This window comes from Aquabacterium sp. (genome assembly GCF_021768455.1).
GTDB lineage: Bacteria > Pseudomonadota > Gammaproteobacteria > Burkholderiales > Burkholderiaceae_C > Aquabacterium.
The window spans coordinates 1-12,122 of record NZ_JAIZVX010000132.1 but is presented as its reverse complement, the minus strand read 5'-3'; the positions used below and the strand labels follow the sequence as shown (position 1 = coordinate 12,122).

The window sequence follows — 12,122 nt, the reverse complement described above, 5'->3', positions numbered from 1 at the left end:
CCCCCACCGCCACCGGAACTGCGCGCCACGGGCGACTGGATCACCGTGATGGGCGCCCCGTCGAGCGTCTTGCAGCCCTTGCTCTGCGCCTCCTTGGGCGAAAGCGCATCGGTGTAGAGGTTGCCTGGGCAGCGGTAGACCGGCTTGTCTTCGGCATGGGCCGTGGTCGCCATGGCCAGGGCCAACACGCCCAGGCACAGCGTTGGCGCCATGCTCGCGCGTCGCTTTCGGCCCTGCTCGCCCATCACGGGGCTCGCCTGCAGCAGTTCAGTCATGTGGGTCATCGTCTCACGCATGGAAAGGCTCACGCCCAGCTTGGCGCAGCAGCCAGTATGCCCGCAAGCCCGGCTGCCCACGACCTGAAAAGCAACACCGCCACCGGCCCCGAAGGCCTCGCGCAGGCCAAAAAAAAGGGCGACTCGCGTCGCCCCTTCCGGGAGGGCCCGAAGGCCCGGCACCGTGTTCCCGAAGGAATCACAGGGCGTAGTACATGTCGAATTCGACAGGGTGAGTGGCCATGCGGAAACGGGTCACTTCCTGCATCTTCAGCTCGATGTAAGCGTCGATGTAGGCATCGGTGAACACGCCACCCTTGGTCAGGAAGGCACGGTCCTTGTCCAGGTATTCCAGAGCCTGGTCCAGGCTGTGGCACACGGTCGGGATCAGTGCGTCTTCTTCCGGCGGCAGGTGGTACAGGTCCTTCGTGGCGGCTTCGCCCGGATGGATCTTGTTTTCCACGCCGTCCAGACCGGCCATCATCAGGGCCGAGAAGGCCAGATAGGGGTTGGCCGAAGGATCGGGGAAGCGCGCTTCGATGCGACGGCCCTTGGGGTTCGCCACGTACGGAATGCGGATCGAGGCCGAGCGGTTCTTGGCCGAGTAGGCCAGCTTCACCGGGGCTTCGAAGCCAGGCACCAGACGCTTGTACGAGTTCGTACCCGGGTTGGTGATGGCGTTCAGGGCGCGAGCGTGCTTGATGATGCCGCCGATGTAGTACAGGGCGAACTCGCTCAGGCCGGCATAGCCTTCGCCTGCGAACAGGTTCTTGCCGTCCTTCCAGATCGACTGGTGCACGTGCATGCCGGAACCGTTGTCACCAACGATGGGCTTGGGCATGAAGGTGGCGGTCTTGCCGTAAGCATGGGCCACGTTCGTGATCACATACTTTTGCAGTTGCAGCCAGTCAGCGCGCTCGGTCAGGGTGCTGAACTTCGTGCCGATTTCCATCTGGCCGGCGTTTGCCACTTCGTGGTGGTGCACTTCGACAGGGATACCGACCGATTCCAGGATCAGGCTCATTTCCGAGCGCATGTCCTGGAAGGAGTCAACGGGAGGCACAGGGAAGTAGCCGCCCTTGACGGTGGGACGGTAGCCGCTGTTGCCGTGCTCGTATTCCTTGGAGGTCGCCCAGGCGCCTTCTTCAGATTCGATCTTGAAGAAGCTGCCCGACATCTCGTTGCCCCAACGGACCGAGTCGAACACGAAGAATTCGGGTTCCGGACCGAAGTAGGCGGTGTCGCCCAGGCCGGAGGACTTCAGATAGGCCTCGGCGCGCTTGGCCAGCGAGCGGGGATCGCGCTCATAAGCCTTGCCGTCGGTCGGATCGATGACGTCGCAGGTCAGGATCAGGGTCGGCTCTTCGAAGAACGGGTCGATGTTGGCCGTGTTCGGGTCAGGCATCAGCTGCATGTCGGAGGCTTCGATGCCCTTCCAGCCAGCGATGGACGAACCGTCAAAGGCATGGCCCGAGACAAACTTGTCTTCGTCGAAATGGGACACAGGCACGGTCACGTGCTGTTCTTTACCGCGGGTGTCGGTGAAGCGGAAATCAACGAACTTGACTTCGTTGTCCTTCACCAGCTTCATCACGTCGGCGACGGTCTTGTTGGCCATCAGGTGCTCCTAGCAGAAGGCTTAATGAATGCGAGAAGAAAGGGTGGTCTGTTTCCAGATCAGAAACAGGGCGAAGTGTAATAGCAGAATCCGTGCCGCCAGCGCTGCGAGATCAAGTCATGGCGCACGGCGAGACCGCCGATCCATGGCACACACGGCACAAGCCCTGCACCGAAGCGGGTAGTCGGCCTGCCCGCACCACGCACCCAAACGCGTCAGGATCGGGCTCAGCACCCCGAACAAAGCTGTCATCACCTTGCCTGCGGCACCAAAATGCACCACATTGGTTCACTTTTTGGTGGAAGCAGTCAGCGCACCGACACGGGGCCCGTCTTTGCACCAAGTTGGGACAAGCCCAGCATCATGTCCTCAAAGGCCGCATCCACCACGTCGGAAGGGCCCTTGACGCCCAGCTCGATGTGGCGCCCGTGCACCGGGTGGTCGACGCTCGGAAGGCTGAACACCTTGACCGGCGCGAAGTGCGCCTCGATCTCGACCATCAGCGGCGTGAGCACGGATTCGATGGCGCCGTAGACCACCACCGCCTTCTCGGCCTGGCGACCTGTGCCGTGCAGCGCGGGGTGCAGGGTGTCCAGCACCCAGGCCACCATGGGCCACGCCATGACGGGGAAGCCCGGCACGAAGTGCACCCGCCCCGCCAGGCTGAAGCCGGGGATCTGGTTGTAGGGGTTGGGGATGATCTCGGCGCCCTCCGGGAAGTGCCCCATCTGCAGACGGCGGAGGGTGTCCGGCGAATCCGGCTCGAAGGGTTTGCCCTCCTGCTCGGCGATCTGGCGGCAACGTCCCAGGATCAGCGGTTCGGCCTCGGGATGGAGGCGCAGTTCACGACCGGTGGCGCGGGCGGCGCAGGCGCGCGTGTGGTCATCGGGCGTGGCGCCGATGCCGCCAAAGGAGAACACGACGTCGCCGCTGTCCAGGGCATGGCGGATGTCGGCCGTGATGCGCTCAGGGTCGTCGCCCACGTAACGCACCCAGGACAGGGCCATGCCCCGCTCGTTCAACAGCTCGATGGCCTTGGCCAGGTGCTTGTCCTGGCGGCGTCCGCTGAGGATTTCGTCGCCGATGATGATGAGTCCGATCATGGGGTGTCCGTTCAAGGATGCGGGGGAGCAGGGAGTGGATGCAGGCCCACGGTGGCGGGCTGCAGGGTCGTTGAGGGCGGCTGCCGCAGGTCGTTCAGCGCCGCCAGCAGGTAGTGGGCGAACCAGAGGCTGGAGAAGGCGAACACCAGGGTGTAGAGCCAGACGGAGACCAGCACCAGCAGCGGCGCCATGACCACGGCCAGCGCACCCAGGGCCCACAGAGCCGAGGGCGCGGCCCCCAGCAGGCCGGTGACCACGCCCATGCCGATGAGCGGCACGCGGTGGGCGCGCAGCAGCGCCTGGCGCTCTTCGGGGGTGGCCAGGTTGGAGAGGGTGTCGAACGCCATGACCCGGTAAGTGAGCCAACCCCAGATCAGGGGCGGCAGGACCATGGCCATGGGCGGGATGAACCACAGCGGCCAGCTCACCACCATCGCGAACAAAGCCATGAGGGTGGCCCCCAGAGACCACAACAGGGACTGCCACACGCTGGCCTCGTGGCGCGACACCAGGCCAGGAAAGCGACGCGACCGAACCAGCTGGACGATGGCGGGCATCATCAGAGCGGCCACCAGCAGCAGACACACCACGACCACCACGGGCACCGCAACCATCAGCACGATGACGGGCGCCAGCACCGAGCGGAAGGCGGTCGCACCGATGGTGTCCATCCAGGCCAGCAGGGCCAGGCTGAGCGACCAGGCGTCCAGCCCCTGCCGCACCGCGGCCACGGCGTCCGACCAGAAGAGCCAGGCCAGACCACCCAGGGCCGCCATCGCCAGCAACAGGGGCAGAAGCGAGAGAAACACGACCCGCGGATGCAGGCAGCAGGCCAATGCGCGCCAGAGGGCGTCCACACAGGTCTGCCAGGGCAGCAGACCGGGCAAGGCGGCAGGCGGGTTCTCGGTCGGGCGGGCGTTCATGTGCCCAGCATACCGAAGGCCGGAAGGGTCGGCTCAGCCGCCCGACAGCAGCCGCTTGAGCCCCAGCCACTGCTGGGCGACAAAGCCTTGCCCGTAGTCGCGCCCGCCATGCTCGGGGAGTTGGTCGCGGATGCCGGTGGGCTCGAAGCGACCGTCGAAGCGGGCGGTGCCGAACACGATGTCCCAGATGGGGAAGAGCACCGCGAAGTTGCAGCCTCCCAGGCTGCCGACCCCGGCGTCGCCCTCGTGGCCCACCCCGATGCCGTGGTGTTGCCAATGGAAGCGCGGCCCGACCAGCAGGCGCTCGCCCAACCACCCGAAGCTGAGGCGCGCGTTGGCGTGAGAGAGGTTTTCCAGCAACTGCGTCACGGCCACCACGGCCACAAACTGGCCTGGCGGCACGCCGATGGCCCTCGCGGTGAAGGCGATGATCACGTCACGCAGGACATCGTCCAGCAGGTGATTGCGGTTGTCGCTCCACATGGTCATGTGGCGCTGGCTGTGGTGCACCGCGTGCAAGGCCCACCAGCGGTCGACCTGGTGCTGACCACGGTGGATCCAGTAATCAAGCAGGTCAAAGGCCAGCAGGTAGACCACGAAACTGGCCCAGGCCGTGTCGCTGATGCCAGGCCACCAGGGGGCCATCAGGGCATCGAGCTGAATACCCTGGATGCCGTGAACACTGGCCTCGCCAAAGAGCATGTCCAGCAGGGGCTCGACCGAGAAGAACATGGCCACGCGGAAAGCGCCCAGGCGGTGGATGAGCGTGTAGAGCACATCGACCCGCACCGCGCTGCGCGGCGCGTTCAGGTCGGCCGGCCGCCAGCGCTGCAGGGGCGCGATCACGCACAACATCACGAGCAACTGGATCAGGCCCACCAGCAGCCACCCGGTGGCGGTGTAGGCGTCTTCCAGCAGGTTGCCCCAGCCCAGGGCGTAGACCAGGGGTTGGACCACGGTTTCAAACAGGGCCTGTTGTGCCTGGCCAAAGGCGTCCGTGAGCGGCAGGATCAGCGTGTCGTCCAGCATGGTGGCAACGGGAAGGGCAAAGGGTCAGCGCGGGGCAGGCCCCACCTGGGCAAAACGCGGGTGCTCCCGCAAGGTGGCAAAGCACATGCCCCGTTCCTGCAGGCCCACGATCAGGGGTTCGAGGACGGCGGGCGCCCAAGGTTCCTTCCGCGACCAGATGCCCAGGTGCATCATGAGGACATCGCCCGGGCGAATGCGCTGCAGGGCCTGGTCCAGCAGGCGCTGGTTGGGGTAACGGTCACTGGGCAATTCGTCGCCCAGGAAACCCGCCTCTGACCACCCCACGTGCTGCCAGCCACAGGCCTGGGCAGCCGCCAGCAAGGCGGGCGAGGTCTTGCCGCCCGGTGCACGGAAGAGCGCGCGCATGGGCTGGCCTGTCATCTGGGCGAAGCGGCGGGCTGGCCGGGCCAGTTGGTCGCAGTATTCGGCCGCAGACAGGTGCTGCACCGTTCCGGCCTGGGGGCCGGCCGTGGGCTTCATGGTGAAGCCGCCTTGCGCGTCGGCGCGCCAGAGCAGGTGATCCCAGGTGTGGGAGCCAAAGTCATGGCCTTGCACCGCCAGGCGCTTCCACCAGTCGGCCCAATGGGCATCGAGGGTGCTGCCTTCCGGGCGACCCTCCACAGCCTGGGTGCGCTCGTTGGCGAGGAAGAACGTGGCCTTCACATGGTGCCGCGCGAGCACGTCCACGATCAGAGGGGCCACGCCCATGTGACCGGTGTCGATGGTGAGGTAGACCGGCTTGTCGCAGGCAGGCGCCACCGGGACGGCTGCGCCGGCGGCAGCAAAGCCCTGGGGCAACAGAGCGAACAGCGCCAGACCGCACACCGCCAGCTTGACGCTGAAGCGCCGGCCCAGGCTCGGCCCGCGGGTGGCACTTACGCGATGTGGCTCACTGGCGCGGCGCATGGTCCAGCGTCCACACACCGTGCGGAGAACGCCCCACGGGCACCTGGCGCACCACCTTGCGGGTGGTGGTGTCGATGAAGGTCACCTTGCGGGCCCAGCGCGAGGTGACCATGATGGTCTTGCCGTCGGCCAGGAAGTCCATGCAGTCCGGGCCACCCGGCGCAGGATAGTTGTCGACCACGGTCATGGTCTGCATGTCGATCTTGCTGATGGTGTTGGCCACCCGGTTGCTGACCAGCACGTGGCGCTTGTCACCCCAGGCGCGGAAGGCGTGGGCGCCATCGGCCGTCTTGATGCGCTTGCTGAGCACCGGCTTGGCGCCGCTCACGTCGTAGACCTCGACCACGCTGTCACCCGTGAGGGCCACCAGCAACTGCTTGTCATCGGGCGTGAGAAAGACGTCGGCAGGCATCTTGCCGACCTTGATCTTCCAGCGCAGCGCCTGGGTGGCAAGGTCGACGGCGACCAGCTCATCGCTGTCCTGCATCGAGACATAGGCAACGGTGCTGCGGGTGTCGATGTAGACGTGGCTGGGCGTCTTGCCCGAAGGCACACGCTTGGCCAGGGTCAGGTTCACGCCACCGGCCGGATTGGGCGTCGAGCGGTAGATGTCGACGTGGTCGAGGCGGTTGGCCACGGTCACGAGCCACTTCATGTCGGGCGAAAACCGCAGCTGATACGGGTCGGAGATGCCATCGATGACACGCTGGACCTGTCCGGTTCTGGGATCGAGCAGGGTGAGCGAGTCAGACAGGGCGTTGGCCACCAGCAGCGACTTCTCGTCGGGCGAGAGGTAGAGGTGGTGCGGCTCCTTGCCCGTGGGCACGCGGCGCAACTCCTTGAAGCTGACCGGGTCGATGATGCTGATGGTCGCGTCCAGCGAATTCAGCGCAAAGATGGGGTGCTGCGGGGCGGGCGCCGATTGGGCCAGGGCCGTCGAGGACACCAGCCCCCACAGGAGGCCGATGTGCAGCATGGCGCCAAGGGGTCGGCGAACAAGCTCGCGGCGCGAGCTGGAAAACAGGGAGAAGTTCATCAGTGGGCTGGCCTGCGGTCAAGCCCGGGAGTGTAAGCGCCCGCGCCCACCCGCCTTCTGAGGCAGGACAAGCCGGGCGCGGGCCCGCGCTCACTCGTCGTCGCCACCCAGCACCGAGCCCAGCAGGCCACCAGCGCCGAATCCACCCAGCACAGAACCCTCTTCCCGGCTGCCGCCACGCTGCGGGGCGGCAGCGAAGATGCGCGAGGCCAGGCGCGAGAACGGCAGGCTTTGCAGCCAGACATGGCCGGGCCCCGTCAGGCGGGCCAGGAACAGGCCCTCGCCACCGAACAGCGCCGTCTTGACCTTGCCGACGTACTGGATGTCGAAATCCACGGTCGGGGTGTAGGCCACGACACAGCCCGTGTCGACCAGCAAGGTTTCGCCGGCCTTCAACTCACGGCGCACCACCGTGCCACCTGCGTGCACGAAGGCCAGACCATCGCCCTCGAGCTTCTGCATGATGAAGCCCTCACCGCCGAAAAAGCCGGTGCCCAGCTTTTGCTGCACGGCGATGCCCAGCGACACCCCACGGGCCGCACACAGGAAAGAATCCTTCTGGCAGATCAGCGTACCCCTCAACTGGGAGAGGTTCATGGGCAGGATCTTGCCGGGGTAAGGTGCAGAAAACGCCACACGCTTCTTGCCGGATCCCTGGTTGGTGTAGACCGTGGTGAACAGGCTTTCACCCGTGATCAGGCGCTTGCCGGCGCCCATCAGCTTGCCGAAGAAGCCGCCAGACTGCTTGGCGCCATCGCCAAACACGGTGTCCATCTCGATGCCGGCGTCCATGAACATCATGCTGCCGGCCTCGCCGATCGCCGCCTCGCCGGGGTCGAGTTCGACTTCGACGAACTGCATCTCGGCACCCTTGATCTCAAAATCCACCACGTCCATGGCCATGTCTGCTTCTCCTGCAAAAGAGCGGAGCGCGCCCGGCTTGGTCGCACCAGGACGCCCCAGGTGTTCACGGGGTAGCCACACCCGCCCCGGCGCCGCACAATCTGCGCGGATGCATGGGGGGCATGGCATCGCGCCGCATTGTGGCCGAGTTCCGCCCTGCCCTGCAGGCCTCCTTCCGTGGCGCCTTCCACACCCACCACGATGCCCGCCCTCGACCACCTGCACCTGCCCACCCTCACCCTGCTGGTCTGCCTGATCCTGGCCACCGCGGCGGCGATCATGACCCTGGTGGGGCTGAGTCAGCGCACCTACCAGGGCTACTGGTGGTGGACCGCCGCCCAGTGGCTCAACATGCTGGGCGCCGCCTGCCTCTACCTCAAGGACGCCAGCCCCTGGGCCCTGCCCCTGTCGGTGCTGCTCTCCCTGCAATGGCCCCTGACCATGCTGGCGGGCATGCGGCGCTTTTATGCCCGCAGCAGCTTCCCCACCGCCGACTGGGTCGACATGGTCCTGCCCCTGGCCGGGGCCAGCGTCTACGCCATGGTGTGGTTCCACGACGCGCAGAATGTGGCGGCCCGCGTGGCCGTGTTCAGCCTGTTCAACATTGGCTGCTACCTCTACACGACCTGGCAGGTGCAATCCATCCGGGACTGGCGTCAGAGCCCCTACCTCAAGGCCGTCCTGCTCTTCCTGGTGCTGGGGGCCCTGATCCAGGTGCCGCGCCTGACCTCGGCCATGGGCCACTGGGGCGTGCCGGTCAGCGATCCCAACGTGATCCAGCAGCCCGTGGTGCTGCTCGGCCTGGTCATCGGAGTGATGTTTTCGGTCTACATGTGCCTGCTGCTCACCTACGAGCGCACCGAGCAGGACCTGCGCGAGTCCCACCGCCAGCTGCGCGTGCTGGCCGATGTGGACATGCTCACCCAGGTCCCCAACCGTCGGCACTTCAACGACATGGCCGAGCAGACCCTGAAACTCTGCACCCCGGGCCGCGCGGCCCTGATGCGCTTCGACATCGACCACTTCAAGCAACTGAACGAGACCCGGGGCCACGCCGCGGGCGACGAAGCACTGAAGCTGGTCGCCAGCAGCGCCCGCAAGATGCTGCGAAGCCGAGACATCGTGGGCCGACTGGGTGGGGACGAGTTCATCGCCCTGCTGCCCGACACCTCCATCGACGACGCCCTGCACGTGGCCCAGCGCATGGTGCGCCATGTCGACCGCGAGCGCGGCTCGCAGGGGCAGCCGCTGCTGAGCCTGAGCTTCGGGGTCGTGCAGATGCAGGCTGGCGAGGCCCTGCCCGAAGCCATTCAGCGCGCAGACCTGGCCTTGGCCGAAGCCAGCCAGATCCCGCCCCACCGCGCTACGCCCGCCGAAGCGGCAGCTGCCGGCGACCCCAAGGCATGCCCGCCTCGCCGCCCCCTGGGCCTGACGCCTCGCTGAGCCTGGCCCACAGCGGCGACAATCCCCCCCATGACTGTTTACGACGTGGTGGTGATCGGCGCAGGTGCGGCCGGTCTGTTTTGTGCGGGGGTAGCGGGCCAGCGCGGCCTGAAGGTGCTGGTGCTCGACCACGCCCCCAAGGTGGCCGAGAAGATCCGCATCTCGGGCGGCGGGCGCTGCAACTTCACCAACCGGGACGCCACCCCTGCCAACTTCCTGAGCGAGAACCCGCATTTCTGCCGCTCGGCCCTGGCGGGCTACACCCCGGCCGACTTCATCGGCCTGATCGAGCAGCACGGCGTGCGCTGGCACGAAAAACACAAAGGCCAGCTCTTTTGCGACCACCGCGCCGAGGACATCATCCAGGTCCTGCTGAAGGAATGCGAAGCCGGTGGCGTGACGCGCTGGCAGCCCTGTGGTGTCCGCGCCGTGCGCCCTCAGGCCGGCGCCGCGGAGGGCCAGGCCCGATTCGAACTCGACACCGACCAGGGCTTGATCAAGGCCCACCAGGTGGTGGTGGCCACCGGAGGCCCCTCCATCCCGAAAATCGGCGCCACCGACTTCGGTCAGAGGCTGGCGGCCCAACTCGGCCACCGTGTGGTGCCCCTGCGCCCGGCGCTGGTGCCCCTCACCTTCGACCCGCAGGTCTGGGCCCCCTTCGTCCCGCTGGCTGGCATCTCGCTCGAAGTGGAGGTCAGCGTGCCCCTGCCGGAAGGCCTGGGCGGCAAGCGCAAGAAGGCGGGCGACGCGCACTTTCTGGAAGACCTGCTCTTCACCCACCGCGGCCTCAGTGGCCCCGCCATCCTGCAGATCTCCAGCTTCTGGCAAGCCGGGCAGCCCCTCACGCTCAACCTCGCTCCTCAGCGCGACCTGGCCACGGCCCTGAAACAGGCCAAGGCCGGCTCACGCAAGCAACTGTCGACCCAATGGGCCACTTCACTGGGCGAAGCCGTGCCGCAGCGCCTGGCCCAGACCTGGCTCGCCCTCATCGCCGGACAGGCCCCAGCCCTGCAGCCAGAAGCCGCGCTGGCCGAACTCAAGGACAAGGACCTCGACACCCTGGGCCAATCCGCCAATGCCTGGCAGTTGCTGCCTCACGGCACGGAAGGCTATGCCAAGGCCGAGGTCACGGCCGGCGGCGTCGACACGCGCGAACTCAGCTCCCGCACGATGGAAAGCCAGCGGATCCCTGGCCTGCACTTCATCGGCGAGGTGGTCGACGTGACCGGCTGGCTCGGTGGCTACAACTTCCAGTGGGCCTGGGCCAGCGCCATGGCCTGCGCCCGCGCCCTGACGCCGTTTTCGGCTCCCCACGCAGATTAAACTCGCACCATGAGCAGCACACATTTCGGTTTCCAGCAGGTTGACGAGTCCCAGAAGGCACAGCGCGTGCGCGGCGTTTTCGACTCGGTGGCCAACAAGTACGACGTCATGAACGACCTGATGTCGATGGGCCTGCATCGCTTGTGGAAGACCTACACGATCGCAGCCAGCGGTGCCCGGGAAGGCCACAAGGTGCTCGACATCGCCGGTGGCACGGGCGACCTCTCAGAGGCCTTTGCCAAGCGCGTAGGCCCCACTGGCACCGTGGTGCACACCGACATCAACGAGGCCATGCTCAGCACGGGCCGCGACCGCCTGCTCAACAGCGGGGTGATCCTGCCAACCACACTGTGTGATGCCGAGCAACTGCCCTTCCCCACGGGCACGTTCGACATCGTCACCGTGGCCTTTGGCCTGCGCAACATGACGCACAAGGACAAGGCCCTGGCCGAGATGAACCGCGTGCTCAAGCCCGGTGGCCGCCTGCTGGTGCTGGAGTTCTCCAAGGTGGCCAAGCCGCTCGAGAAGGTCTACGACTGGTACTCGTTCAAGATCCTGCCCAAGATCGGCCAACTCGTGGCGGGCGACGCCGCCAGCTACCAGTACCTGGCCGAGTCCATCCGCATGCACCCGGACCAGGCCACGCTCAAGGCGATGATGAAGACCGCCGGCTTCGGCCACGTGGACGTGCACAACATGACCGGGGGCGTCGTGGCCCTGCACATGGGCATCAAGTGCTGAACTGAGCCTTGCCTCAGGCGCCACCCAACAGGTCGCGCTTGAGGCCGCTGTCGGAGGGTTTGTCACCCAACCAGATGCGCAGGAGCGCACGGTAAAAATCCTCGCCAGGGATGTCGGGCTGCGTGAGCACCCGCTGCCCCATGCTCAGGCGTGTGCCCGATTCCGGCAGGTAATCGATCTGGATCAGATTGCCCTTTTGGGCGTCACCACCCCGCGTGATCGCGGCCTCGAACGCGGAGAGCCGCGCGTCCAGCCCGGCCAGCTCGGCTTCGCTGGCATTGGCCCGCATGCCGTTCACCAGTGCCTCGTTGAGCTGTGCCACGGTCACGTCACGCAGCAGGACGATGCGCAGGCTTTTCGGCCCTGGCATCGCCAGCATGTCCTGCGGCATCGACGCATGCTGCGGCGCATACAGCCCGACGGCGTAGACCTTCACGATCATCTTCACGCGCAAGCCGGCGCCGTTGAGCTGCAGCGCCTGCCCAGCCAGCATCTGCTCGCCATCGAAACGCACACCGGCCACGACCTTGTCGGCCCAGGCAGGCAGCGACGCCCCCAACAGGCCAGCCAGCATGACCGGGCGACACCACGCCCGAAGGGCAAGAGGCAAGAAGGCGGAAAGCGGACGCTGGCTCATGGCGACTCCTGCAGCAGGCGTGTGGGATGGCGGGTGGCGTTACACGACCACGGCCGACGGCTGGCATGGTCCTGATCGCCCGGCACAAACGAGGGGCGATCTGCGTCAACGGCGGCGATATTACATTAACTCTGCAATATACGGCCAGTATCATGCTGGGCATTCTTTTGCGCCCTGTCAATGCC

11 protein-coding genes and 1 pseudogene are annotated in these 12,122 nt (G+C 66.4%); 3 read left to right on the top strand and 9 right to left on the bottom strand.

The annotated features are described in order from the left end of the window. The 8 genes and pseudogenes from QZ994_RS15455 to QZ994_RS15420 form a co-directional block, all read right to left on the bottom strand. Window positions 1-284, bottom strand: a pseudogene (locus QZ994_RS15455) (hypothetical protein); the annotation flags it as partial. Window positions 285-474: 190 nt separating this feature from the next. Continuing rightward, window positions 475-1,893 carry a type I glutamate--ammonia ligase gene (gene glnA, locus QZ994_RS15450; RefSeq protein ID WP_290873573.1) on the bottom strand — a complete coding sequence of 473 codons (1,419 nt, stop codon included), beginning with the start codon at window positions 1,891-1,893 and terminating at the stop codon, window positions 475-477. A gap of 308 nt (window positions 1,894-2,201) precedes the next feature. Continuing rightward, on the bottom strand, window positions 2,202-2,996 hold the full coding sequence (locus QZ994_RS15445) for a molybdopterin-binding protein (protein ID WP_290873570.1): 795 nt from the start codon (window positions 2,994-2,996) through the stop codon (window positions 2,202-2,204). An 11-nt stretch (window positions 2,997-3,007) separates the two neighbouring features. Next, on the bottom strand, window positions 3,008-3,919 hold the full coding sequence (locus QZ994_RS15440; protein WP_290873567.1) for an EI24 domain-containing protein: 912 nt from the start codon (window positions 3,917-3,919) through the stop codon (window positions 3,008-3,010). A 33-nt stretch (window positions 3,920-3,952) separates the two neighbouring features. Beyond that, complete coding sequence (locus tag QZ994_RS15435; RefSeq protein ID WP_290873565.1) at window positions 3,953-4,948, bottom strand: sterol desaturase family protein; 996 nt, start codon at window positions 4,946-4,948, stop codon at window positions 3,953-3,955. 24 nt (window positions 4,949-4,972) lie between these two features. Beyond that, the gene (locus QZ994_RS15430) at window positions 4,973-5,854 is read right to left on the bottom strand and encodes a polysaccharide deacetylase family protein (protein WP_290873562.1); all 882 of its coding nucleotides are present in this window, start codon (window positions 5,852-5,854) and stop codon (window positions 4,973-4,975) included. Next, window positions 5,838-6,890 (bottom strand): YncE family protein, encoded by a 1,053-nt coding sequence (locus QZ994_RS15425; RefSeq protein WP_290873559.1) that lies wholly within the window; start codon window positions 6,888-6,890, stop codon window positions 5,838-5,840. The genes QZ994_RS15430 and QZ994_RS15425 overlap by 17 nt, the downstream gene beginning before the upstream one ends. Window positions 6,891-6,980: 90 nt before the next feature. Continuing rightward, window positions 6,981-7,793, bottom strand: a complete 813-nt coding sequence (locus QZ994_RS15420; RefSeq protein WP_290873556.1) for a TIGR00266 family protein — start codon at window positions 7,791-7,793, stop codon at window positions 6,981-6,983. 201 nt (window positions 7,794-7,994) lie between these two features. Here QZ994_RS15420 and QZ994_RS15415 point away from each other — a divergent pair, with 201 nt between their 5' ends. The 3 genes from QZ994_RS15415 to ubiE are packed head-to-tail and all read left to right on the top strand — an operon-like array spanning window position 7,995 to window position 11,300. After that, window positions 7,995-9,236: a GGDEF domain-containing protein gene (locus QZ994_RS15415; RefSeq protein ID WP_290873553.1), complete on the top strand. Its 1,242-nt coding sequence runs from the start codon at window positions 7,995-7,997 to the stop codon at window positions 9,234-9,236. Window positions 9,237-9,266: 30 nt separating this feature from the next. Beyond that, window positions 9,267-10,559 carry an NAD(P)/FAD-dependent oxidoreductase gene (locus QZ994_RS15410; protein ID WP_290873550.1) on the top strand — a complete coding sequence of 431 codons (1,293 nt, stop codon included), beginning with the start codon at window positions 9,267-9,269 and terminating at the stop codon, window positions 10,557-10,559. Between the two features lie 9 nt (window positions 10,560-10,568). After that, window positions 10,569-11,300 carry a bifunctional demethylmenaquinone methyltransferase/2-methoxy-6-polyprenyl-1,4-benzoquinol methylase UbiE gene (ubiE, locus tag QZ994_RS15405; RefSeq protein ID WP_290873547.1) on the top strand — a complete coding sequence of 244 codons (732 nt, stop codon included), beginning with the start codon at window positions 10,569-10,571 and terminating at the stop codon, window positions 11,298-11,300. Window positions 11,301-11,313: 13 nt separating this feature from the next. On the opposite strand, the gene QZ994_RS15400 is transcribed toward ubiE, so the two are convergent. Further along, on the bottom strand, window positions 11,314-11,937 hold the full coding sequence (locus QZ994_RS15400; RefSeq protein ID WP_290873544.1) for a chalcone isomerase family protein: 624 nt from the start codon (window positions 11,935-11,937) through the stop codon (window positions 11,314-11,316). Between the last annotated feature and the right edge of the window lie 185 nt (window positions 11,938-12,122).